Origin of the sequence: Diplocloster agilis (assembly GCF_019042275.1) — a bacterium.
In the GTDB taxonomy this organism is placed as follows: domain Bacteria; phylum Bacillota; class Clostridia; order Lachnospirales; family Lachnospiraceae; genus Diplocloster; species Diplocloster agilis.
In genome coordinates this window covers 17322-41097 of sequence record NZ_JAHQCW010000050.1, presented here as the reverse complement: position 1 = coordinate 41097, position 23776 = coordinate 17322, and the positions used below count along the sequence as shown (strand labels likewise).

Genomic DNA, 23776 nt, shown 5'->3' with positions numbered 1-23776 from the left:
GCGGACTTCACGTCCGACGGGCAAGAGCCTCTGAACCGGGAACACATCAGGTGTTCCTGGTGAATAGGCTCGGTTCCTGAATCCGGCTTTTCGATTCCCCTTAGCGGGGACCAGCGCTAGCCCTCCGCGCTCCCAGGGAGATACAAAAGAACCCGGCCGCCCGTAGTATCCCCGGATACCGCCCACGGTTTCAAGCCCTAAGCAGCGGGCATAGGAAGCCCCGTGGAAGAACGCTAAGTCAGTGCTACAGCCCCCGGTTCAGAGGCTCTTGCCCGTCGGACGTGAAGTCCGCCGTGCATCCTGAACCCGGCTTTCCGGTTCCACTTAGCGAATGCCAGCGCAAGTCCTCCGCGATCCCGGGGAGACACCAAACCGCCCGGCCGCCGAAGGCACCCCCGGAAACCGGTACACACCCCGGCCCAAAGCAGCGGCCATCCCCAACCCCGAGGAAGAACTTCACTCCCGCAGCATTAATTTATCCAGCACCTGTTTTTGGGCATTGCAGCACACTTCAAAGCTTTCGAAAACTTCCTCAATGGTCGGGTTCGCCTCGCACCCTTCCTCAATCATCCGGATCAGATGGTCAAACTGTGCTCCGGTGGGTTTGCGGTCGCTCTGGAGATTAATCATCTCGTACTCTTTCTCCGGATATTTGTAATATTCGATCAGATCGCCTTCCTCCTGGTGGGTCTGCCGGTCTTTCCGGTAGATAATCCGGATGCTTCCCCCGGGGCCGACGAATTCTTTTAGATTATCCGAGGAAAACGTATTGCTCCAGCCGGCCTCATAATAGCCTACGGAGCCGTCGTCCAGTTCCAGGGTCATAAAACCGTAATTAAAGGAATCCTTCGGAACATCTTCCTCCGTTCTGGAACCGGATGCAGACACACGCTGTACCCGGGCCCCTGTGAACCACTGCGCGACATCCACGTAGTGAACCCCGCAGTCCAGAAGCGGCGAAGCTTCTTTTAATATTGCCAGGTATTTTTCCCAGTCCATGGTGTGATGATTCTGTACCATCCGAAAAACGATGGGCCTGCCGATGGCGCCGGAGCGGATCATATCCGCTACCTTTTGGTAGGTGGCATTGTGCCGCAGTATGTGGCCCACCAGCACCTTGCACTCCGGATGTTCCCTGACCAGCCGGACGAACCGGCGGCCTTCCTCCAGATCCGGCGCGATCGGTTTCTCGCAGATCACATGCTTTTGATGAAGGATGCACTGCCGCACCAGCTCCAGGTGGGTGCTGGGATACGTAGCGATAATTACGATATCGACCCGGGGAGAAGAGATACAGTCCCGGCTGTCCGTGCAGAAGCGGCCGGCCCCGTACCGTTTCTGAAAGCTGAGGGCCTTCGCCTCGTCCAGATCGCACACATACTCTAACCTCACGTTTTCTTTGTAATAAATTTGAGAAAGATGAGCCTCCCCCATATGTCCGCAGCCAATCAGCGCCACGCCATAGGTTTTTCTCATGGCCGTCTCATACCTCCCGCCAGTTCGATCTCCTGAAGCACCAGCCGGACGGAACGGATGGCCTCCTCCAGCGTGGCTATGGTCAGAGGGGTATGGTTTTTCACACCCTGCGTAAAATACCGCAGCTCGTTATAATAACCCCCCAGAGAAGAAATATTTCCGCCGATATCATTTTCGCTCTCGAACTCCTTATCAAGCTCCGGGATGATCCGTCCGCCGGTCTTCGGATAGACCGCCAGGGAGGGGGTGGCGGAGGAATCGAATACCACAGTGGCCTCGTCGAATTTAACCCGGTATTCCATGGTAAACGGGAACGCGTCCGGATAATCCCAGCAGGCCTCCACGGTGACGGCCGCATCCTCATATCCGTAGGTGGCGAAGATCTGCTGGATGACGCCTTCGGAATCCCTGGCCGCCCGGGCGGTTACTTCCAGGGGATCACCCAGCAGATAGCGCACATAATCCACGTCATGCACATGCATATCCATAGCAACGGTACCGGAGCACTCGGGGCGGTGGAGCCAGTTCTCCCACGCCCATCCGGGAAGCGGGCTGATCCGCTTGAAGACCCCGGAGCGCAGCGCCCCATAGGTCTTATTTTCCACCGCCTCTTTCAGCCAGGCATACTCGCTCCACAGCCGGATGCACTGTCCTACCATGACAGGAACACCGGTCTCCCGCTGCGCGGCCAGAAGAAGCTCCATCTCATCGGGGCTTAAACATACCGGTTTTTCTATAAATACGGCCCGGCCTTTTTTCATAGCCGCTACGGCATATTTGGTATGAAGGTAGGTGGGTAGACAGATATCGATCACATCCACGTCCGCCTGCTCGATCAGGTCCATGCCCTCTTGGTAGATCTGCGCGGAAAATTTTTCAGCGGCAGCTTTGGCATATTCCGGCCGCAGGTCCGCCACCGCGGTAACTTTAACATCCTCTTCCATCAGGGCCTGATAGCAGGCAGTGTGCATTCCGCCCATATATCCGGCGCCGATTAATCCAATTTTCAACATAAGAATTTACTCCTTTCCAAAGATGCGGTCCATAGAGGCCGCCGTGTTATAGAGAATCTGTTCCGGCCAGCAGGTGTAGGGCGGAAGCATTTCCGCGGTGCAATAACCGTCATACCCGATATCCCGGAAGGCCCGCATCACTTCCGGCCAGTCCACATCACCGGCCAGCAGATCCACGAACCCGTGCAGTCCGCCTGCCGCTCTTCGGTAATCTTTAAAATGCACCTTCTTGATGCGTTTGCCCAGAATCCGGATCCACTGCTCCGGATATCCGTTATACACCACATTTCCTACATCGAAGTAGGAGCCTATGTACGGGCAGTCCACCTGGTCGATAAAGTTCCGCATTTCCAACGGGGATACCAGGAACTTATTCCACACATTCTCGATGCCGACCTGGATCTGCGCCTCCGACGCTGCGGGTGCCAGCCTTTGAAACGCCAGAAGCGCCCGGTCATATGCCGCGTCATAAGGCACCACGGCCCGGTCGGGTAGAAAATCAACGCCTACGGCGCCCGGCACGATCAATACCGAATCCGCTTCCAGTGTTTTGGCAATCTGAATTTGGCGCATGGCCAGTTCTACGGCCCGTTCCCTCTCGGTTTCCTCATCCGACGTAAAGGAATAATCCCAATACAGGCCGCTGGCGATACTGTGAATCCGAATGCCTGTCTCCCGGGAATCTTTTAAAATCCGTTTCAATTCCTCGTCCGTGGTATCCGGCGTCAACTCCCCGGTCCCATCCATGGCCAGCTCGATTCCGTCAAATTCCGCGTCCTTGGCCAGCTCCATACATGTTCTCAGAGGCTGCCCGGAAAATGACCAGATACTGATTGCTTTTTTCATAATAATCCACCTTCTTTTCTTTTTGCTTTGCTATTTGCTTTGCCATTTGCTTTGCTTTTTGCTTTTCATTTTCTTTTGGTATTCGGCCTGAATACGGTTTTTCCTAATTGACTGTGTGAACACTATTTACAGGTTTGGCTGAAAAGTATATACTTTTGATAACTCTAATTATAAACTCTTTTTAAGAATTGCACTTTACAATAAACGTCCGCAAATTTACAGAATCAGACCATATTTCAAAAAAAGGAGGACAAATATGCAACAATACTATAAATTAAAATTAGAAACCGTTGTATTTATCACGGATATTGTCAATATCTCGTATTACGTCCTGCCTAAAAATTACATTTTTGAAGGGGAGAGCCATGATTTCTGGGAATTTGTCTATGTGGATAAGGGGGAACTCATTATTACGGCCGACAGACGGCGGTATCTGCTAAAAACAGGAGAGATGGCTTTTCACTGCCCGGGAGAATACCATGACCTGCAGACAATACGGAACTCTACAGCCAACATTATTGTCGTGTCCTTCTGCTGCGACAGCCCGTGCATGGATTATTTCCGCAATAAGATCCTCCTATTGAATCCGTTTGAAAAGGAGTGCCTGCTCCGGGTCGTTACGGAATCCGAGTCCGCTTATGAATTTTTTGAAAAGTCAGCGCCGGGGATCAATATGCAGAAAAATCCCAACGCGCCCTTCGGGAGCGATCAGCTGCTGAAAACCAGCCTGGAACAGCTCTTCATCCTGATATACCGGAGGCAGGACGGAATCGGCATCCGGGAAAGGCGGATCGGCTCCAATGCCCTGCAGAACCACGCGATTATCGTGCAGCGGGTGCAGTCCTACATAAGAAGCCACTACGCCGAGAAGCTCACACTGGAAGCACTGGCCGCCCAGGTCAACATCAGCGTCTCCCAGTTAAAACGCACTTACAAGGATCAGACCGGGTCCTCCGTCATCGCCTACCTGACGAAAGTCCGGATCAGCGAAGCCAAGCGGCTGATCCGGGAGAGCAATCACAACTTTACGCAGATCGCGGAGCTGACAGGGTATGATAATATCTATTATTTTTCCAGACGGTTCAAAGAAGAGACGAAAATGACCCCCACGGAATATGCCTTATCCCTGCGGCGCTGAAAGAAAGGAGTAGATCATGAATAAAATAGGAGTAATGCTGGAAGCTTTCCGAACGGAACCGTTAAAAGCCCTGACTCTGGCCCGCGAAGCCGGAGCCGATGCCGTCCAATTCTATGCAGGCGTCGGCCCTCTGGATCTGGACCGCCTGTCCCTGTCCGAACGCCGGGAGTTCGAAAAAGCCCTGCAAAAAAGCGGCCTGGAGATCAGCGCCGTCTGCGCCGACCTGGGCGGCCACGGTTTCGCCATCCCCCAGGATAACCCGGAGCGGATCGCCAAGACCGGACGTATGATAAAATGGGCCGGCGAGCTGAACTGCCGCACGGTAACCACCCATCTGGGCGTTATCCCCGCGGACCCCGCGTCTTCGGTCCGCCGCGTCCTGGCGGAAGCCTGCCGAAGAATAGACGAACTGTGCGGGGCCTGCGGAGTCCGTCTGGCCATCGAGACAGGCCCGGAGACCACATCCGTGCTGCATGATTTTCTGACAGGGCTTGACTGTCCCTCTATCGGAGTCAACTACGATCCGGCGAACCTGGTCATGGTGACCGGGGATGACCCCATTAAGGGCGTCCGCCTGTTAGCGGACCGCATTGTGCATACCCATGTGAAGGATGGGAAGATGTTAAAACAGACGGACCCCGCCGTGATCTACCGTTACTTTGCCGAGGGCGGTATCGGGGATATGCGTTTAAGCGATTATTTTATTGAGACTCCACTGGGAGAGGGCGATGTGGATCTTCCCCTGTGGTTCAAGGCTCTGAGGGATATCTCCTACAGCGGATATCTGACCATCGAGCGGGAGACGCTGAACGACTGCTTCGAAGAGATACAGGGCTGCGTCCGGAAGGTGCAAGAGCTGCTGGGAACAAGAACGGAATAAGAACAGACTGCGGCCGGAAAACATGATTGGTTTTCCGGCCGCTTTGTTTATGGGAGATGCCTTTTATTTATTGGTTACTCATAGATAATCGTCGGTGTCCACGCCGTCGAATCATAGGCCGTATTCCCGCGTTTATCCACCCGGAACGATATCACATCATCCGAAACCACGCTGGTGGAAACCTCGGCGGCCACCCCCGCCGTATCGTCAAAGTCGATCGTCTGCCACGCTCCGTTGACAGGCCAGATCATCCGGTCGTTTTTCCAGATGCTGACATTGACACCGTCTCCTCCCTCCGAAGCATATTTCCTGACCGTCCCGCTGATTGATATAACGCCGCTTCTGGGCGCTTTCCAGTCCAGCAGGATCTGTGTCTCATCGGGATGAAACAGCAGCTGTCCTTGTTCCGCCCAGATGGCGTCCCATTGTTTCGGCCCACGCCAATGATTGGAACCATCCGGATTCCAGGCCATATCCAGGGTACCGACGCCTGCCTGCCAGGTCCGGTAATACCAGCCGTTTCCCCCTTGCGTATCCGACAGCTGTTCCGCCGCCTGATAACGGTTGGACGGAGCCGTTATGGGACCGTCTGCGGTGACGCCCTCCGGGTGCAGATCCAATACAAGACGGATATTTTTTCCAAAGGAATTTACGGAAAAAATGTCTGTGTCAAAATCCGTCAACGGCGTATCTTGAATCTTTATGTTCTCAAAATGAATATCCGATATCAGATGATTCGAGTCATGACCGGATATCCGGATCTGGTTGGAACCGTCGGATTTGGATGTGATATTGCGGTACGTGACATTTTGTATGGAACCGGGCCACTGCCAGTTTCCCGCCAGGCTTCCGAACCAGAAGCTGTCTTCCATCGTGATATTGATCAGCCGTTTTGCTTTCTCCACCCGGATATCTTCAAATGTCACATTTTGAATCTGCGTGGCGTTCAACGCGCATATATTGATCGCTGAGCGCTCCGTCAGCTGATCCGGATAATTCAGATCGTCATAATTACGCAGGATATCGATATTCTGAAACCGGATTTGATCAAAATAGCCGGCCTGGGTTTCAGCCCCGATGCCGATGGCATTGTTGGCGTCGCTCCACAGCTGGGAATTCTGATAGGTAATATTGCTGGTGGGAAGAGCCTGGGAGGGATCCTCCGCGGGGTTGTATCCGTTGTTGCCCGTCCCTTTGATGGCCACGCTGTCGTCGCAGGAGTGAATGAAGCTTCCGTCAAACAGCACGCCCTGACAGTTTGCCACATTGAATCCGTCGGAGGATGCGTATCTCGCATTGATTGCTTTGTAGTTTTTTACAGTAACATTACTGCATTTCCACATAAAGGAAATCCAGGAATTCATATCGCGGATGACGGTAATGTCCCGGACCGTCACATCATTTGCATTTTTCAGCGCCACCGCCACCCCGTCATAACTGTCCTGGCTTACATAATCGTTCAACAGAATCCCGGGGCCGCATATGGTAACGTGATCCGCGTCCTGAACCAGAACCCGTCCCCGCAAGACAGCGCCGCCTTCCAGATAGAGTGTCTGGCCGGTCCGGAGCATTAACGGCGGCCGGCCGGAAAGATCATAATATCCCGGCCCATAGTGGATCACTTGATCACTCTGTATATCCGGGATATCCGTGAGAGGTTCCCGGACAAACAAGTGCAGCACTCTCCCATTATAGTTTCTGTCCGGTAAAAATGTGATATCTGTTCCGGGCTGCGCGGTAAAGGTCACTTTATTACCCGCCCGCTGTCCGCTTAACCCCAGAGATTCCGGCAGCAATGCGTAATCCGTAAATGGAACCTGAGCGCTGATCTGAATTTCAACCGGCCCGGTGCTCTCGAATGTCCCGTAGGACACAGGATTCCCCCATGCGTTGTTCCCGGATACGTAGACCGGAATGTCCAGACCTCCCGCCTGCACCTGAAAATCCGAAGAACTGTATTTTTCCGGCATGGCATCGGGTTTTTCATACACATTTACAAGCGGCTCATATGCCCGCTCCATCGGTTCGTTTACCGTATAGGCTTCCTCTCCCCACGCCGCGCCCGCTGTCATAAAACTTACCATTGCGCATACAACGGCGGCCAGCGCCGTCTTTTTTATTCCATAGGAAAATACGCCTATGGAATAAAAAAGCCCTCCGGGTGATCGCACTGCGGCGGGAAAGAAGATGCCGCTTACACGGCCCGCCGCAGGCGGAGAGTTTCGCAAGCAAAACTCTTTTTTATTTACATTTTTCATTTTTGCCTCCACCGGCGCACCCCAAGCGCCGCAATTTCTTTCGAAATAAGGTTTATGGTAATCTTTACGCTCATCTTGGCCTGATCCGCCCTATAATATTTTGATATCCCTCTCCAGCAGTTGGACCGGAATGAAACGGGCCCGTTCACAGGGCGTCCTGTTCGGCTGATGAATCGCCAGCATCATCCTGCCATCCAGCGTGGGGAACACCATACCATGGCCTCCGTCCGCCGAAAAAAACGGTTTTGCCGCATGGCTCCATGGCCCTGTGATTCTGCCGCTGCCGCTGTACGCCGTCCCGATCGAATAGCCCGTGGCGGAATAACTGGACCACAGAAGCAGTAAGCCTCCATCTTTTGGGCGCAGAATATAGGGCCCGTCCGTCACATAATTCTCTCCCTCGCCTTTTACCACGTCACCGGTGTCATTGATGCTCCATCCAGACCGGGAGGCCCGAAACATTACGGCGGGCCGGGAGCAGCCTTCTTTCAGATCCTCCGTCAGTCTCATACAGCACATGGCCCCGTCATGGATCTGGGTCCACTCATGGGAAAATATCAGCCAGGGAGAATCCGTCTCATCCCAATACAGCGTTCCGTCCAGGCACTCCCATCCCTCCGGCGTGACCGGTTCAGGGGAAAGCGGGAGAAACGGGCCTAAGGGATTCCGGCTCCACAGAATATGTACCGCTCTTCTGTGCTCTGCCGATTTAAAACTGGCCGGCATATAATAAGCTCCGCGATAGCGGTGTACCTCCGGCGCCCAAAAATTCCGGTCCGCCCAGAAGTCCGGGGGCGGAGTAAAAACCGTATAAGGTCCTTCCCAGTTTTCCAGATCGCGGCTTTTGTACGCCCGGAAGCCCTGGGCGCGCCCGCTCCAGGGATCTTCATCCGTCGTTCCGTAGAGGTAATAGCATCCTTCCTCCGGGACTGTCAGCACAAACGGGTCGCGAATCTGTATGTCATTTACAGACAGCATGGCAACTATCCTTTCTGATACAAATTTCTTATTTATCCGGTACGTTCTGATGGCGCTTGATCCGATGCCTCATTTCCGGATACGCTAATGTTTTTCACATAAGAATTCCGGTCTATCCACAATGGCTCCCCGCCGTTATCGATCTGCTCCAACCGGATATTTTCCACCTCATGCTCTTCATCGTAGCCCCATATACGGATAGGTGAATTCTCAGGCATGCGGATATTCCGGAACCGAATGCCGCGGATATGGCCCGCCTCCGTGTCCGTAGACCACCGGTCCCGGTACAGCATGCAGTTGATCGCGCAGGCGCTTTCCTGCAGAATGCGGATGTTCTCAAAGAGGATATCCGACACCGTACCGCTGTCGCACAGGGTGATGCACAACGCGCCCAGCTCATATGCCCAGTCCGCCAGCCCGTGCAGCACCAGGCAGTCCCGGAAGACGACATCGCGGATATCGCTTTTGGACTCCCCGGCGATTCCGATTCCCCGCACCTTATCATCCCAGACGGTACAGTTCTCCACCAGAATTTTCTCACCGCCGCATACCGGCGGCGCTTCCATAGATTTGACGCAGATGGCGTCATCCCCGGTTCTGATGTAACAGTTGTCCACATGGACGTTCCGGCAGTTCACGATGTCTATGCCGTCGCTGTTCTGGCGGTATCCGAGTATTACCAGATTCCGCACCTCCACATTTTCACAGCGGAACAGGGCCGTGGTCCAGTGGGCGGCGCCGATCAGGACAGGCCCGTCCACCACCACGTTCCCGCATCCCGTGAGCCGGAGCGTCCGGCGGGCGTGCCAGCTTAGACCGGACAGATCGATGATACCGTAGCCGATTATTTTTATATTCTTCCTGTTATCCGCCCGGATAAAGTCCGCGTAATTGGGGATTCCGGCCCAGTCTTCTTCTGTCTCCGGCACTTCGTCCGGCGCGGGCTGCACCGCCCGCAGGACCGCCCCGGGTTCCAGGTACAGCGTCTCATTGTCTTTTAACTCCACGGACTCCACTTCATGGATTCCCGCTTTGTAAATGCGTACCCGCTGTTCTGTCTCCTGTGCTTCACTATATTTTCCACAACACGGGCCGCCGTTTCTTTCACCGTATTTTTCATCCTTAAGCGGCGGTCGTATAATAACGGTCAGCGGCGCATAGATTTTATCGTTGATCTCCACGGTCAGATACCCGTGTCCGGTAACCTTTCCCCGTATCTCATTTCCCTGTATCTGAAACGGAATATCCCCTTTCAGGGTGTGAATCCTGGCGCTGCGGACCTCTCTTAGACAATGCATCGTTACACACAGGGCTGTATTCTCCTGTTCCGTCAGAATCTGGCAGAAACTATGGGGGCCTCCATGCGTCACCGGCACCGAATAGACCGGAATCTCCATTTCCCCGGCGTACACGCGCCACTCCCCGGACACCGCCAGGTTATCCGCATAAGCGCCGGCGGGGTCCGCCCCGTGTCTCATATACTCAAGCGGCTCGCCGGGCTTTTGTATTTCTTCAGTCTTCATCTTTCCTCACCCCTTCACTGCTCCGGAAGTCATACCGGACATGATCTGCTTCTGCGCCATAAAGTATACGATAATCACCGGCAGGGATACCGCGATGACATTTGCGAACACCAGGTTCCAGTCCGAGCTGTGTACCCCGAAGAAATTATAGATCGTCAGCGTTAAGGTAAAGTTCCTGGAGCTGTTCAGAAAATAAATCGTCGTCCCGAAATCATTCCAAATACCCATAAAAGTAATAATAAAGAGGGTAACCGTAATCGGTTTGAGCAGCGGGAAAATAATATGGAAGAACAGTTGAAGCCCATTGCAGCCGTCCAGCATTGCCGATTCATCTAATTCTCTTGGAATACTCTTAAAATATCCGGTATACAAAAAGACTCCCATGGAAAGATTGGACGCAATCAGCACGAGTCCCGCGGCCAAAAACGTCCGGACATGCATATAGTAACAGATAAAATAGGTCGGTATGATCTGGCCCGGTATGAATAATCCCATCAGGATCAGCATCAGCAGCCTTTTCGACGCCTTACTCACCCTGCGCTGCAGTACAAAGCCCGCCAGCGAACTTACAAAGATGATGACCAGGACGCTTGGAACGGTCAGCAGCACGCTGTTTCGAAACGCCAGCCCCAATCCCCCCTCCCTGAACATTTCCGTGTAGTTTTCCACAATGTGCCACTCGTCCGGCAATGACAGATTCACCAGCGCGGCCCCTTCCTTGCTCTTAAAGGAATTGATCAGGATCATGTAGAACGGCACCAGCATAAACAGGCTGCAGATCAGCGCGAAGATCTCCGCTGCCATTCCGGTTACTTTCTTTGCCATTACATTTCTACCTCCTTACCAGTGAGGAACCGGTATACGGGAAGCACCACGATCAGGATCACCACGCACAGGATGATACTGGCGGCGCAGCCCTCCCCATAACGGCCGCTGCCGAATGATTTGTACACCAGCGTGCCAAACACTTCCGTGGCCGTTCCCGGTCCTCCGCCCGTCACGGTCTGCACCACGTCGAAGGCTTTCAGCCCGCCGATCAGATTCACTACCAGCGCGTTGGTAAATGCCGGCATAATCAGCGGGAATGTCACATACCGGAATTTCTGCCAGCCGGTAGCGCCGTCGATTCTGGCCGCCTCATAATAGTGCTCCGGTATGGACTGCAGGCCGGCCAGCAGGATCACCATGGTAAATCCGGTCCATTTCCAGACCTCCACAAAAGCTACCGAAAAGATCGCCAGTTTCGGGTCCGTCAGCCAGTTCTGCGCCAGCATCGGCAGGCCGGCCGCCCGCAGCGCCACATTGATGATCCCGTTCGTCGGATGCATCATAGCCGTAAAGATCAGACCCACTGCCACACTGCTCAAAACCGCCGGTAAGAAAAATACGGTTCTCATAAAATTTGTCGTTTTCAGTTTATTGTTCAAAAGCACAGCCAGCAGAAGGCCCAGCGTCACCTTCAGAACCGTGGTGACAAAGGCGAAAATAAAAGAATTTTTGATCGCGATGTTCATGCCGCTGTCCGTCAGTACATTTTTATAGTTCCCGATACCGGCAAAGGTGGCCGTAGAGAAGTCCACGTTTCGGATATTCAGGAAAGAAAATCCCACGCCCATGACGGCAGGCAGCATAAAGAATATCCCGAAAATAGCCAGACACGGTAACAGCATCCAATAGGAATAGATACTTTTTCGTTTCAATATTAAGAGCCCCTTTCCAGTCCCGGCGGATTCGCTGTATCAACAGAGAAGGCCCCTCTTTTCTTTTGGGCAGAAGGACCTTTTCTTGTCATCTCATCTACGTTCCGGGTGTATGTAACCGGATTCGCCGGCCTACTTATTCCAGTTCGCGTCACCGGCCGCGATAGCATTTTTCGCGGTTTCGTCGTCCATGGTTTTCAGCAGGTCATCTACGGTCTTGGAGCCCACATAATAATCCTGAACCATTGCTCCGAAATCTCCGTAGCCATAATTATTACCTGCTCCCTGCCACAGCGCGATGGATTTGCCATTCTGCATCAGATCCACCAGATCCTGCAGGGCGGGGGTCAGCGTACAAGTCACATTTTTGTTCAGATACACACCGGCCACGCCGTCGGCATAGATCTGCTGCGCTTTCGCGGAGCTGATAAAATCAATGGCTTTCTTTGCGGCCTCCACGTCTTTGCAGCTGGTGGTCACGCCCAGCGCTCCCGGAAGAGAGAGACAGGTATAATTCTGGCTGTCCTCATAGAGAGGCAGGGCAAAGCCGCCGATATTTTCCATAGCTTCCGGATATTTGTTGGCGATCTCGTCCAGCACGTTGGACGGGTTGATATACATAGCCGCCTCCCCTTTTGCCAGCGCCGTCTGCGCCATATCATAGGTGTCGGACAGGTAGGTCTCCTGCACATAGCCCTTATCCAGCATTTCCTTGGATCTTTCGATCGCTTCTTTAAACTGCGTACAGTCCGCATAGTGGCGTTTGTTCGTATTCATTTCATCCCAGAATTCCGTATAGCTTAATCCACTGTCAAACACTTCTTTGTTGAACCCGAAATGATTAAAGCATTGCAGCGTCCACGCATCTTTTCCGGAATAATAAAGAGGAACCTTCCCGGCCGCTTTGATTTTTTCACAGGTATCCAGGAATCCCTGCCAGTCCTTTGGCACCTCGGTTACGCCGGCTTCCTCAAACACGTCCTTATTATAGAACACGCCCAGCAGGCTGGTCGTTCCGATGGGCATTCCGTACAGCTTCCCGTTGTAGCGGTATCCGCCCTCTTCCATAGTCGCCGGGTCATACTCCGACTCGCTGGGCAGGGATTCCATATCCACCATTTTATCCAGCGCATTGACCTGTGTGTCGATCCATTTGGCTCCGTAGCTCTGCATAATGTCCGGCAGATCACCGGTCGCAAACCGGGCTTTCACTACCTCTTCCCCCTGGGAACCTCCGGCGATCTTCTGGATATCCAGCTTAAAGCCCAGTTCATCGGCATTTTCATTGATATATTTGTCCAGGGCCGCCCATCCGTCCGTATACCACTCGGTAAAGGTCAGCATCGTCAGCGTCTTTACTTCTTCTCCGCCGCTTTCTTCCTCCTGTGCCGGGGTTTCGGCCGGTGCAGGGGCTGCGGCTTCCTCCTTTTCAGCCGGTGCCGCTTCCTTCCCGCTGCCGCAGGCCGCCAGGGAACAGATCATCACCGCAGTAACTAACAGACTCATCACTCGTTTTAACTTCATTCTCATATCCTCCTTCATAGTTTAACGATCAAACCGCTTCGTTGTATTTATTATAGATTCCCCGGCGGGCCATTGAATTGTCATTTTTTAAACTGGACTGTCTGTTTTTATAAAGTGTCGGTCCCCACATTGCACGCCTGACTCTTCCTATGTATAATGAAGTTGTGAAGGGGGACATGTCCAATCCGGTTTGGGACATGTCCATTCTGAACGGACATGTCCCAAACCGGATTGGACATGTCCCCCTTCACTCTATTATAGTATAAAAGTGCGATGGACGACAGCACTTGGGGGCGGAGTTTATGAAATTGAAATCAAATATCAAACAACAGACTTTATTGTTTTTCCACAGTCTCACATGGAAGCTGCTCTGCGTCACAGTCTGCCTGTTTTTTCTGTTCGCCGGAATCGTGACCCGGGTCTGGACACAGCGGATGACCAGCCAGGCCTCCGAGACCGCGTCCCGGGATCTTTATTCCATCATGCAGGTGTCCAACAACAACTTCGGCACCGCCTTAAAAGACATCAACAGCGTCACCGCCCTGATCTCCAGCAATATGAGTTTCGGGCTGAACTCCCGGATCTTCAATTACCTTATGAATGAAAACGAGGACGATCAGCTACTGCTCCAATACCGGCGCGACGCGGAAGATTATATCTTCAGTCTATGTAATTTTAAATCTTACTTAAATGGGCTGGCCGTCAGCGATCTGAACGGGAACACCCTGTCCTATGGAATCTTCATGAACGGAAAGGATCTGCAGGCGCAGCCCTGGTTTCAGGAACTTATTCAATCCGACCGGGATCTGCTCTTTGTCCCTCCCCACTATTACGACCCCGCAGGCGGCTATCCCGGGGATCTGGTTTTTTCCATTGCGAGAAAAATACAGCATCAGGGACAGGTCATCGGAATCGTGACAGCCGACATCAAGTGTTCCCTCCTGGAAGACATGTTCAATGTGCAGAATGTGAACGGCTATTCTATGTTAATCCTGGACCCGGATACGGAAAGCGTGATCTTCCCGCTGGAGGAAGAAAAGCAGATACTGACCGCTCAGGAGCTGAATCTTCTAACCACGTCCCCGCATCGGAAGGACGGCTATTTTACCACAGAGCTTGGCGGCCGGGACTGTCTGGTTATCGAGCAGAACGCTTCGATCACCGACTGGACCGTGATCGGCTTCGTACCATATGAGAATATTCTCGAAGACTTTATGACCACCCGGGCTGTGGTCTTCCGTATCGCGCTGGTGTGCGCCGTAGTCTTTATTATTACCGTCACCCTGTTCATCTCCATCATCACCCGGAAGCTGACCCGCCTGTCCACTGCCGTCAGTAAGATCGATTCCGACCAGCTGGAACTTAACATCACGATACAGACCAAAGATGAGGTGGGCCAGCTTTACCGCCAGATCACCTACATGATCGGAAGAATCCGGGAATTGATCGAAGATATCCGCAAACGGGAAAATGAAAAACGGAATCTGGAAATAAAAGCCCTCCAGGCTCAGATCAACCCGCACTTCCTGTACAACACCCTGAACACCATAAAGTTTCTGGCCACCGTCCAGGGAGCGCAAAATATCCAGAGCGTCACCCAGGCCCTCTCCGATATGCTCCACGTGAATCTAAGCCCCCGGAAATATGTAACGGTGGCGGAGGAGACCGCATATCTGAAACATTACCTGGAAATTCAGGAATACCGGTTCAATGGGAAATTTACCAGTTACTTTGCCGTGGACGACGCGCTGAACGATTACCTGATTCCCAAATTGCTGCTCCAGCCCCTGGTGGAAAATGCCCTGCTGCACGGAATCGCACCGGTCACCCGGCCAGGTTACCTGCAGATCCGCATATTCCAAGATAAAGATCTGCTATACATAAGGATCAAAGATAACGGTAAAGGGCTGACCCAGGAGGAGCAGAACACCCTGTCCCACGCCCTGGACAGCGATTCCTCCCACATCGGGATTGCCAATATCCGCAGCCGGCTGGAGCTGATGTTCGGCAGCCGCCAGTCCTTTACTATCAACAGCAAGCCTGATTTGTATACCATCGTGGAGCTGTCGTTCCCTTTATTTACAGCAGAGAGTGCAGGTGATTTTACATGAATGTGATGATCGTAGACGATGAAGTCCTGATGCGCACCACACTGAAATATATGTTAAATGTGGAGATTCCCGCTTTAACCCGGGCGCAGACTTTAACCGGAACGCAGACTTCAACCGGAGAGTGGACCGGAGCGCAGACTTCAACCGAAAAGCAGAAATTTGTGTTGTGCGCGGAGGCCTCCAATGGAAAAGAAGCGCTGGATAAGCTTACGTCGGCCCGCCCGGATATCCTTTTGTCCGATATGAAGATGCCGGAAATGGACGGGCTCATGCTGTGTGAAGAGATAAACCGGCTGACGCCCCGCATCCCGTTTATCGCCCTCAGCAATTATGATGACTACGAATATGTCCGGGGCGCTTTAAAAGGCGGCGCGATGGATTATCTGTTAAAACACGCCCTGACGCCGCAAAGTCTTCTGTCCGCTCTGGAAAAAGCGGCCGCCGGCCTGCAGGACCGTTCAGCCCCTTCCCGGCTGACGGATAATAATCTGGTAGCCCTGCGCCAGGATTTTCTCATCCACCTGCTGACCGGTTTTTATTCCGATCCCGGGGAAATACAGGCCCATTGCAAAGTGCTGGCCCTCCCCTTAAAGCCCCTTCGCATGCTGCCTTTGTTAATGTGTATCGACGATTATCAGGCCAGGGATCTGGCCAACAATAACCTGATCTCATTTTCTATTGTAAATATCGTTACCGAGATACTCACCGATCAGGAAAACGGCGCCATGTGCCATATTTCCAATGAAAAATACGCCATGATCTTAAGCTTTGGCTCTACGCGGAGCGAGAGCGCCATCCACGATACCATTCAGAATACGATCGGGCGCATTACCTTCTGCATGAAAAAGTTCCTGAACCTGTCCGTAAGCTTCAGCCTTGGCCCCTTAAGCATTCATCCTGCGGATCTGCCGGCTTCCTACCGTCAGGCGGAGGAAAATCTCCGTCAGAAGTTCTATTACGAACCCGGCTCTATTTTCACCCGGGAAAATGGGACCAGCGCCTCATCCGACTTCGATTTTCTGAGCATCAGCAGGGAAAACGCGCTGACGGAAGCAGTTCTCCAACGGGATTCCCAAAAAGCCCATGAGCTGTTGGATGAGATTTTCACCGATATCCGCAGGCAAAAGCCTCCCCTGCCGGTCACGCAGATGGCCTTCACGGATCTGCTGGGGCTGCTGAATCAGATCTGCAAAAAACAGGCCGTTAATTTTAAGGAAATCTATGACGATGATACGCTGTCCGGCCAATATTTGTACGACTTCCAATCCCTGTCCACCGTACAGGAGTGGATCGCCTCCCTCTTCGACCGTCTGATTGATCTCCTGCAAAAGCGGGAGGTCCCGGAATTATCCGTATATATGCGGCAGGCGCTGAATTATATCCATGAACATTTCGCGGAACCGCTGTCCCAGTCCGAGGCGGCCTCCCGCATCCATATCAGCAGCGTCTATCTGAGCAAGCTGTTCCGGCAGGAGCTTCACGTAAGCTTCCCGGATTATCTGATGCAGGTACGTTTAAACCACGCCACCCGCCTTCTGCGCAGCGAAAATCTCCCGATCCGGGATGTGGCGGCCAAGAGCGGTTTTAATGATTATATTTATTTCCTGAAATGTTTTAAAAAGAAAATGGGCTGCACGCCCACGGAATATCTGAAACGCTTGTAACATTTATTTCCCTGAATTCATACAATGTAAATAAAAAGGGACTTTACCAATATGCGTTTCTATGACTGCTTTTGCAGACCAGATAAACCGCGGGAATCCTATTCCTATGCCCAGTACGGCGTCCAATCCAGCCCGCCCTCGAACTCCGACCTGCCCATGCTGGTCCTGTTTCAGGAAGGGGATCAGATTTCATTGGATAACACGCAGATACTGCTTGCGCCCGGCTATTTATATCTGGTCGATTATATATTTTTGGCAACCCCGGAACCCGACAGCTATATGCAAATCACTCCCAAAATCAATAACTCGCTGCGGCTGTTGTATTCCTATTTTGCGCCGACCGGTTCCGCTTCCCGCAACACCTCGGCCTCCGGGAGTTTCACAATACCGGTTACCGAATCCAATACTGCGGTTTCCTTTAACCTGACTTATCCCGCCACCGTTCGGAATATAGATATATCCGGCGCCGTATCCGTTACCACCATTCATAAAATAAACCGGAACGGCTGCCGTTAAGCGATCTTATCCCGGGGCTGTCGCACACACTTAGCGTTCTTCCCGGAGCATCCCCGTATACCGCCCGCGGTTCCAAGCCGTAAGCAGCGGACATACGAGGCCTCCGGGAAGAACGCTAAGTTTTTTCCAACGGAATGGAATCTTCAAAAAGGGTATGAGAATTACGGAACAGGAAATACTGATATTGTTTCCAATTAACGCCAAATTCCTTTTTTCGTAATCCACTCGAACCTTTAGGAGATCATCATGGATATTCCGTTTTTGCAGCAATTTCTGCTTATCAGCGATATAAGAACTATACTGTTTTTAATCTTATTGGCCGCCGGGTTCTACCTGATTCATATCCTCTATCATAAGAAGCATCTGGATTTTTCCGTCGTCGTCCTGATCGGAACGGGGCTTGGACTGCTTCTGGGGCTCGCCGTCCAGGCCGCGTCGGGTTTTCCGGATCAACCGGAGGATATTCGGTTTATACGGGAGGCCACCGCCTGGTACCAGCTGTTCGGTACCGGCTACATGAACCTGATCAAGGTCATCGTGGTGCCTTTGGTTATCATTTCCATCCTTCAGGTAATTATTTCGCTGGAACAGGGCCATCAGATGGGGAGTCTGATCCGCAAGACACTCAGCGTCACGCTGGTCATGGCCGCTGTTTCCGCGGTCACAGGCCTGGTGATCGGGCTGCTGTTCGGTCTCGGACAGGATTCCGTCTCCTCCGGGGCTTCCGGCAGCCAAGGTATCTCCGGCGCTGTGTCCGCCGCCGAACTTTCCGACGTCCCGGCCACGCTTAAGAACCTGATTCCGGATAATATCGTGTCCGCCATGGTAAATAACAATATTATCGGGCTGGTGATCTTCTCCTCGATCCTGGGCCTGGCTCTGTGGTGGGTGAACAAGGAACATTCCGCCGAGGCGGAGCCTCTCTACCGGGGAATCCGGGGGCTTCACCGGACTATGATCAATATGGCGCTTCTGATCCTGGATTATATGCCCTTCGCCGTACTGGCCCTGTTGGCAAATACCATCGCCCGGCGCGGCTTGTCCGGGATCTTCGATGCCGGTAAATTCATCTTTGCCCTGTATCTGGGTACCGGTGTCCAGTTTTTTATCCAGCTGGCCGCTCTTTTGTTGAACGGGCTGAATCCGGTCCCTTATCTGAAAAAGTCAGCGGCTCCACTCCTGCTGGCGTTTACTTCACGTTCCAGTGTGGGGTGTCTGCCGCTGACGGTAGAGACATTGACAAAGGATCTGGGGGTGTCCGAGGCCACAGCAAACTTTGTGGCCGGATTCGGGACAACGGCCGGGATGCAGGGCTGCGCCGGCTTATTTCCCGCGCTCCTGATTGTCTATGTATGTAATATTACCGGCACTCCCATCGATCTTTCCATGCTGGTCATGGCGGTGATCGTGGTCACCATCGGCTCCCTGGGCATCGCTGGCATCCCGGGCACCGCGTCTATGGCCGCCAGCGTCAGCCTCTCCGGCGTGGGCCTGGCTTCGGCATTTTCCACGATCAGCCCGATCTTAGCCATCGATCCGATCATCGATATGCCCCGTACACTTCTGAACGTCTCCGGTTCCCTCACGAACGCGCTGATCGTGGATAAACGGCTGGGGCTGCTGGATGAATCTGTGTATAAATAACTTTGCTTAAGATCTGATTCCTACGTATTGAGGTTACATTAACGGCCTGCTTACATTAGCGGCCTGGTTACTTTAGCGTTCGGATTCCAGCAGCGCCTGGTAAATGTCCCTTTTTGAAACGCCGCGGTCCTTTGCCACCTGCTTCATGGCTTCCTTGCGCGGTATTCCCTGGGCTTCATAGTAGCCCATATGCTCATTAAGGGGCATTTCCTCCCACCGGCGGCGGCTTTCCTCCACCAGCTCCTGATGGCTCCGCCCTTCCAGAACGATCACACATTCCCCTTTCGGTTCCGTACTCTCATAGTGAGCCGCTGCGCCGGCCAATGTGGTCCGAAATGCGGTCTCGTGCTTTTTCGTCAGCTCCCGCAGCACGGTCACATTCCGGTCCCCCAGCGCCTCCAGCAGTTCGTTCAGCGTACGCACCAGGCGGTGGGGCGCTTCATATAATACCACGGTCCTGGTCTCGTCTGTCAGCTCACCCAGAATCCGCTGCCGTTCTTTTTTATCCATCGGCAGAAAGGCTTCGAACGCGAACCGCCTCGTCGAAAGCCCCGACAAGGTGAGCGCCGTGACGCAGGCCGCAGGCCCGGGCAGGGAGGTCACTTCGATATCCGCCTCATAGCACATCCGCACCAGCTCTTCCCCGGGATCGGAGATCCCCGGCGTACCCGCGTCCGTGATCAGGGCAATATTACTGCCGGCTTTTAGTTTTTCTACCAGAAGCCGGCCTTTTTCGATTTTATTGTATTCATGATAGCTGGTCATAGGGGTGTGAATCTCGAAATGGTTCAGCAGCTTCCGGCTGTTCCTGGTGTCCTCGGCGGCGATCAGATCCGCTTCCTTTAAGGTTCGCAACACCCGGAACGTGATATCCTCCAGATTGCCGATGGGTGTTGCACACAGATATAATTTGCCTTGTCCGTTCTGCTCCATATTAACTCCCCCTTTCCTGTTCTTCCGTTCCATGGATTACACGCTCAGTACCCATAGATATCATAGATCTCGTCCGTATAAACCCCCGGCTCCTTATACACAATCAGAGGTTTTTCCACCCGGATTCTTGAGTTCCCTCCGCGTAACGCTTCTAACAGTACCATGTTCGGCTCTTTATCCACAAATGGGTAAACCAGGCGCATCCGTTTGGGCTCCAGCCGGTATTTTACCAGCGCAGCCATAATCTCCGCCAGCCGGAACGGCCGGTGTACCAGATAAAACCGCCCGCCGGTGCGCAAAAGCCGGGCGCTGACCCGGATAATGTCCTCCAAAGTGCACAGCAGTTCATGTCTCGCTATGGCCTTGGGGGAATCCGGATTCACCAGGCCGTGCTGCCCGATCATATAGGGGGGATTGGATGTAATTACATCAAAAGAAGCAGCCTCGAACATCTCACCTGCCTCTTTGATATCACCGGTTATAATCTTTATTTTCTCCTCCAGCCCGTTCAGGGCAACGCTGCGCCTGGCCATATCCGCGCTTTCCTCCTGGATTTCCAGGCCGGTAAAGTGCTTTCCTTTTGTCTTGGCCTCCAGAAGGATCGGGATGATCCCGTTTCCCGTGCCCAGATCCAGCGCGGTTTCCCCTTCCTTCACCGCTGCGTACCCTGACAGCAGCACCGCGTCCATGCCAAAACAGAAGCGGGATGGATTCTGGATGATCCGGTAACCGTTCCGATGGAGCTCATCCAGACGTTCCTGCTCTTTTAACTCAATCTTCATCGAACTTAATTGTCATCCAGTTTGGACTTTCCTTCCTTTTTCTCCAAGGCTTCCAGAGCTTTCAGCTCTTTATCCGCTATATTGATCTTCTCTTTTTTTCTCTTGGGTTTCGTTTTCAGCTCATTTACTTTGTACTCGCGGATCTCTTTTTCGTCGTTGACCTCCACGATCACCTTCACCTGCTGGCGCAGAACACTGACGCTTTGCACCTCGCCGCGCAGCCCGTCGTTGGTGGTGACATGGTCGCCCGGATTGGGCAGGCGGCTGTTCAGCTCCTCGTAGGTCTCCTCTTCATTTTTCAGACAGCACATCAGCCTTCCGCAGACTCCCGATATCTTCGTGGGGTTTAACGACAGGTTCTGTTCTTTGGCCATCTTGATGGACACCGGCACGAACTCCGAAAGGTAGCTGTTGCAGCACAGCGCCCGGCCGCAGATTCCCACGCCGCCCAGGATCTTCGTCTCATCCCGCACGCCGATCTGACGCAGTTCGATTCTCGTCTTAAACACACCGGCCAGATCCTTTACCAGCTCCCGGAAGTCGATCCTTCCGTCCGCCGTAAAATAAAACAGCACTTTATTGTTATCAAACGTGTATTCCACGTCGATCAGCTTCATTTCCAGGCCATGTTTCCGAATTTTTTCCATACAGATGCCGAAGGCCTCTTTTTCCTTTTTGCGGTTGCGCTCCTCCGCTGCGTCGTCCTTGGCGGATGCCAGACGGATCACCGGTTTTAACGGCTGCACCACTTTTTCATCTTCCACTTCCTTGGGCCCCAGCACCACTGTCCCATATTCCACGCCCCGGGCCGTCTCTACGATCACGTGATCTCCCATTTTGATGGTCAACTTCAGCGGATCGAAGAAATATACCTTGCCCGCTTTGCGAAATCTCACGCCTATCACATTTCTCATATCAGTTCTCCTTTATCGTCAGCAGCAATAATTCCATTGCCAGCTCAAAATTCACATTGGCTTTCAGACGGGCCTTCGTCTTGTCCAGCTGCTCCAGAATCGTTTCGATCCCTTCATAGGAGCTCTTGTCCGCCTGCTGCCGTATATAGTTGATATGCTCCTTGAAGATCAGCGGATTCATATCTTTTGTCGCTTTGAAAAGCAGCACGTCCCGGTACCACACCATCAGGATGTCCAGATAATCGTTGATATCCATCCGGTAATCCGTGATCTGCTTGAGCGCGCTGATGATCTCGTACAGCTCCATCTCGTGGATATGCTGCAGCAGATGCAGCGCCGCATCCTTGATCTCATTGAAATTCTCCGACGTGGCCAGCTTCACCGCACGTCCCACATTTCCCTGGGCGAACGCCAGGCTTAAGTCCGCTTTATAATCCGGCACCTGTAATTGTTCCATCAGATACTTCCGGATCTTCTCATCCGCCACCGGTTTTAAATTCAGCGTCACGCATCTGGACAGAATCGTGGGCAGAAGCCTGTCCGCGCTTTCCGCCAACAGGATCAGGATCCCGTAGGCCGGCGGCTCCTCGATGGTTTTCAATAAGGCGTTCTGGGCCTGTACGGTCATCTTCTCCGCCTCATCGATAATATATATTTTATAAGGGCTGCCGTAAGGCTTTACCTGAATGTCCCCGTTTACCTGGGTACGGATGTCCTCCACACCTATGGAATTCGGCTTCTCGTGTGTGACCCATATGATATCCGGCTGGTTCTTTCCCGCGGCCTGGATGCAGGAATGGCATTCCATACACGGATTCACTCCGCCCTTCTCGCACTGCAGAGTCTGGGCAAAGATCCCGGCCAGCAGCTTCTTCCCCGCCCCCTCCTCTGCGCAAAACAGATAGGCGTGGGATACTTTATTTAGTTCAATCGCGCGCTGGAGATGATCGATGATCTGCTCATGTCCAACTACATCCTGAAATCCTGCCATAAGTTTTTTTCCTTTTTTCAATAAATTGCACCCGGTTATTCAGATTACGCGGTCCCGATCGGTGTCAGGCCGCGCCCAGTGCAATTAATTATATCATAATCTCTTTTGAAATAAAAGTTTTTATATGGTTGATGCACTCCGGAAGTTCCCGATTTTCAAAACGATTTCGGATTCCCAGCTTTCCCAGCTTTTCTTCGGAAAAATCCTCGCTGTCCGCCAGGAAACGGCGGCACATTTCCGCATATTTGGGCTCCTTTTGTCTGCGCTCCCGGTCCAGGGCCCGCTGCAGGCGCACGCCGTCTTCCACTTCTATATAAATGGGTATCACCCGGCCGGCGCCGAAGTAATCCCTCATTTTCTCATAGGATTCCAGCGTCCCGATCACCGCATAATTATATTCCGCCAGCCGGATCTGCTCATCGTTGACCGTAAAATATTTCCAGACTCCGTGAACCGTATTGTACGCCCGCAGCTCTATGATCTTCCCATCCGCCAGCAGGCGCTCCAGCTCTTCCTCGCCGGAGAAATAATATTCCACTCCGTCCGTCTCACCTTCCCGGATCGGGCGGGTTGTGTACGGGACTATTGTTTTTAACCGCAGCCCTTCGTCGGATACCAGATCCTTGTAAATCGTATCTTTTCCGGATGAGCTTTTTCCCATTAGATAAAATATTTTTCCCATGGATACCTCTTATCAGTGAATAGCAGTCTGCAGGTGTTGGCTCTGCCTTTTATTTCTATTATACATGATACTCTATACGGTTGGGCTTTGTCAAAGTATACCCTTTTTGGACCTTTCTACATACCCCTTTTTGGACCTTCTAAAAATAGATGGAACCTGGTTCTTCCTCGGATTTAGGTATGCCAGCTGCTCAGGGCCGGTGT

The 23776-nt window shown here is 52.8% G+C and carries 20 protein-coding genes; 6 read left to right on the top strand and 14 right to left on the bottom strand.

Annotated features, from left to right (window positions below):
- Window positions 1-456: 456 nt before the first annotated feature.
- From KTH89_RS21615 to KTH89_RS21605, 3 genes are read right to left on the bottom strand one after another with little or no spacing between them, the layout of a single operon-like run.
- On the bottom strand, window positions 457-1476 hold the full coding sequence (locus KTH89_RS21615; RefSeq protein ID WP_238723064.1) for a Gfo/Idh/MocA family protein: 1020 nt from the start codon (window positions 1474-1476) through the stop codon (window positions 457-459).
- Complete coding sequence (locus tag KTH89_RS21610) at window positions 1473-2489, bottom strand: Gfo/Idh/MocA family protein (protein ID WP_238723063.1); 1017 nt, start codon at window positions 2487-2489, stop codon at window positions 1473-1475. The genes KTH89_RS21615 and KTH89_RS21610 overlap by 4 nt, the downstream gene beginning before the upstream one ends.
- A 6-nt stretch (window positions 2490-2495) precedes the next feature.
- Window positions 2496-3335: a sugar phosphate isomerase/epimerase family protein gene (locus tag KTH89_RS21605; RefSeq protein WP_238723062.1), complete on the bottom strand. Its 840-nt coding sequence runs from the start codon at window positions 3333-3335 to the stop codon at window positions 2496-2498.
- Window positions 3336-3591: 256 nt separating this feature from the next.
- Between KTH89_RS21605 and KTH89_RS21600 the strand changes: the two genes are divergently transcribed.
- Both KTH89_RS21600 and KTH89_RS21595 read left to right on the top strand, forming a co-directional pair.
- Window positions 3592-4473: an AraC family transcriptional regulator gene (locus KTH89_RS21600; RefSeq protein ID WP_158348217.1), complete on the top strand. Its 882-nt coding sequence runs from the start codon at window positions 3592-3594 to the stop codon at window positions 4471-4473.
- Between the two features lie 16 nt (window positions 4474-4489).
- Window positions 4490-5353: a sugar phosphate isomerase/epimerase family protein gene (locus KTH89_RS21595; RefSeq protein ID WP_238723061.1), complete on the top strand. Its 864-nt coding sequence runs from the start codon at window positions 4490-4492 to the stop codon at window positions 5351-5353.
- A 74-nt stretch (window positions 5354-5427) separates the two neighbouring features.
- Here the strand turns inward: KTH89_RS21595 and KTH89_RS21590 are convergent, their stop codons facing one another.
- From KTH89_RS21590 to KTH89_RS21565, 6 genes are all read right to left on the bottom strand, one after another.
- Window positions 5428-7611: a glycosyl hydrolase family 28 protein gene (locus KTH89_RS21590; protein WP_238723060.1), complete on the bottom strand. Its 2184-nt coding sequence runs from the start codon at window positions 7609-7611 to the stop codon at window positions 5428-5430.
- A gap of 90 nt (window positions 7612-7701) precedes the next feature.
- Window positions 7702-8589, bottom strand: a complete 888-nt coding sequence (locus KTH89_RS21585; RefSeq protein ID WP_238723059.1) for a glycoside hydrolase family 43 protein — start codon at window positions 8587-8589, stop codon at window positions 7702-7704.
- Window positions 8590-8621: 32 nt separating this feature from the next.
- Window positions 8622-10112, bottom strand: coding sequence for a glycoside hydrolase family 28 protein (locus KTH89_RS21580; RefSeq protein WP_238723058.1), 1491 nt, complete (start codon window positions 10110-10112; stop codon window positions 8622-8624).
- A 6-nt stretch (window positions 10113-10118) separates the two neighbouring features.
- Complete coding sequence (locus KTH89_RS21575; protein ID WP_238723057.1) at window positions 10119-10937, bottom strand: carbohydrate ABC transporter permease; 819 nt, start codon at window positions 10935-10937, stop codon at window positions 10119-10121.
- Window positions 10937-11812, bottom strand: a complete 876-nt coding sequence (locus KTH89_RS21570; protein ID WP_238723056.1) for a carbohydrate ABC transporter permease — start codon at window positions 11810-11812, stop codon at window positions 10937-10939. The genes KTH89_RS21575 and KTH89_RS21570 overlap by 1 nt, the downstream gene beginning before the upstream one ends.
- A 132-nt stretch (window positions 11813-11944) precedes the next feature.
- Window positions 11945-13336 (bottom strand): ABC transporter substrate-binding protein, encoded by a 1392-nt coding sequence (locus tag KTH89_RS21565; RefSeq protein ID WP_238723055.1) that lies wholly within the window; start codon window positions 13334-13336, stop codon window positions 11945-11947.
- 302 nt (window positions 13337-13638) lie between these two features.
- On the opposite strand from KTH89_RS21565, the gene KTH89_RS21560 reads away from it, so the two are divergent.
- The 4 genes from KTH89_RS21560 to KTH89_RS21545 all read left to right on the top strand — a co-directional run bounded on the left by KTH89_RS21560 (window position 13639) and on the right by KTH89_RS21545 (window position 19271).
- On the top strand, window positions 13639-15447 hold the full coding sequence (locus KTH89_RS21560; RefSeq protein ID WP_238723054.1) for a cache domain-containing sensor histidine kinase: 1809 nt from the start codon (window positions 13639-13641) through the stop codon (window positions 15445-15447).
- Complete coding sequence (locus tag KTH89_RS21555; protein WP_238723053.1) at window positions 15444-17111, top strand: response regulator; 1668 nt, start codon at window positions 15444-15446, stop codon at window positions 17109-17111. Before KTH89_RS21560 ends, KTH89_RS21555 begins: the two co-directional genes overlap by 4 nt.
- A 51-nt stretch (window positions 17112-17162) precedes the next feature.
- Window positions 17163-17627 (top strand): hypothetical protein, encoded by a 465-nt coding sequence (locus KTH89_RS21550; protein WP_238723052.1) that lies wholly within the window; start codon window positions 17163-17165, stop codon window positions 17625-17627.
- Window positions 17628-17873: 246 nt separating this feature from the next.
- Window positions 17874-19271 carry a cation:dicarboxylate symporter family transporter gene (locus tag KTH89_RS21545; protein WP_238723051.1) on the top strand — a complete coding sequence of 466 codons (1398 nt, stop codon included), beginning with the start codon at window positions 17874-17876 and terminating at the stop codon, window positions 19269-19271.
- A 72-nt stretch (window positions 19272-19343) separates the two neighbouring features.
- On the opposite strand, the gene rsmI is transcribed toward KTH89_RS21545, so the two are convergent.
- From rsmI to KTH89_RS21520, 5 genes are all read right to left on the bottom strand, one after another.
- Window positions 19344-20204, bottom strand: coding sequence for a 16S rRNA (cytidine(1402)-2'-O)-methyltransferase (rsmI, locus tag KTH89_RS21540; protein WP_238723050.1), 861 nt, complete (start codon window positions 20202-20204; stop codon window positions 19344-19346).
- 44 nt (window positions 20205-20248) lie between these two features.
- On the bottom strand, window positions 20249-20986 hold the full coding sequence (locus KTH89_RS21535) for a tRNA1(Val) (adenine(37)-N6)-methyltransferase (RefSeq protein WP_158348243.1): 738 nt from the start codon (window positions 20984-20986) through the stop codon (window positions 20249-20251).
- A 5-nt stretch (window positions 20987-20991) separates the two neighbouring features.
- Window positions 20992-21900, bottom strand: coding sequence for a PSP1 domain-containing protein (locus KTH89_RS21530; RefSeq protein ID WP_158348245.1), 909 nt, complete (start codon window positions 21898-21900; stop codon window positions 20992-20994).
- Between the two features lies 1 nt (window position 21901).
- A complete protein-coding gene (gene holB, locus KTH89_RS21525) occupies window positions 21902-22891 on the bottom strand; it encodes a DNA polymerase III subunit delta' (RefSeq protein WP_238723049.1) in 990 nt (329 codons plus the stop codon).
- Between the two features lie 88 nt (window positions 22892-22979).
- On the bottom strand, window positions 22980-23573 hold the full coding sequence (locus KTH89_RS21520; RefSeq protein ID WP_238723048.1) for a nucleoside/nucleotide kinase family protein: 594 nt from the start codon (window positions 23571-23573) through the stop codon (window positions 22980-22982).
- Window positions 23574-23776: the final 203 nt, after the last annotated feature.

Coding starts and splice junctions, on each gene's coding strand:
- KTH89_RS21615 (WP_238723064.1), bottom strand. CDS start 1,476: ATGAGAAAAACCTATGGCGTGGCGCTGATTGGCTGCGGACATATGGGG.
- KTH89_RS21610 (WP_238723063.1), bottom strand. CDS start 2,489: ATGTTGAAAATTGGATTAATCGGCGCCGGATATATGGGCGGAATGCAC.
- KTH89_RS21605 (WP_238723062.1), bottom strand. CDS start 3,335: ATGAAAAAAGCAATCAGTATCTGGTCATTTTCCGGGCAGCCTCTGAGA.
- KTH89_RS21600 (WP_158348217.1), top strand. CDS start 3,592: ATGCAACAATACTATAAATTAAAATTAGAAACCGTTGTATTTATCACG.
- KTH89_RS21595 (WP_238723061.1), top strand. CDS start 4,490: ATGAATAAAATAGGAGTAATGCTGGAAGCTTTCCGAACGGAACCGTTA.
- KTH89_RS21590 (WP_238723060.1), bottom strand. CDS start 7,611: ATGAAAAATGTAAATAAAAAAGAGTTTTGCTTGCGAAACTCTCCGCCT.
- KTH89_RS21585 (WP_238723059.1), bottom strand. CDS start 8,589: ATGCTGTCTGTAAATGACATACAGATTCGCGACCCGTTTGTGCTGACA.
- KTH89_RS21580 (WP_238723058.1), bottom strand. CDS start 10,112: ATGAAGACTGAAGAAATACAAAAGCCCGGCGAGCCGCTTGAGTATATG.
- KTH89_RS21575 (WP_238723057.1), bottom strand. CDS start 10,937: ATGGCAAAGAAAGTAACCGGAATGGCAGCGGAGATCTTCGCGCTGATC.
- KTH89_RS21565 (WP_238723055.1), bottom strand. CDS start 13,336: ATGAAGTTAAAACGAGTGATGAGTCTGTTAGTTACTGCGGTGATGATC.
- KTH89_RS21560 (WP_238723054.1), top strand. CDS start 13,639: ATGAAATTGAAATCAAATATCAAACAACAGACTTTATTGTTTTTCCAC.
- KTH89_RS21555 (WP_238723053.1), top strand. CDS start 15,444: ATGAATGTGATGATCGTAGACGATGAAGTCCTGATGCGCACCACACTG.
- KTH89_RS21550 (WP_238723052.1), top strand. CDS start 17,163: ATGCGTTTCTATGACTGCTTTTGCAGACCAGATAAACCGCGGGAATCC.
- KTH89_RS21545 (WP_238723051.1), top strand. CDS start 17,874: ATGGATATTCCGTTTTTGCAGCAATTTCTGCTTATCAGCGATATAAGA.
- rsmI (WP_238723050.1), bottom strand. CDS start 20,204: ATGGAGCAGAACGGACAAGGCAAATTATATCTGTGTGCAACACCCATC.
- KTH89_RS21535 (WP_158348243.1), bottom strand. CDS start 20,986: ATGAAGATTGAGTTAAAAGAGCAGGAACGTCTGGATGAGCTCCATCGG.
- KTH89_RS21530 (WP_158348245.1), bottom strand. CDS start 21,900: ATGAGAAATGTGATAGGCGTGAGATTTCGCAAAGCGGGCAAGGTATAT.
- holB (WP_238723049.1), bottom strand. CDS start 22,891: ATGGCAGGATTTCAGGATGTAGTTGGACATGAGCAGATCATCGATCAT.
- KTH89_RS21520 (WP_238723048.1), bottom strand. CDS start 23,573: ATGGGAAAAATATTTTATCTAATGGGAAAAAGCTCATCCGGAAAAGAT.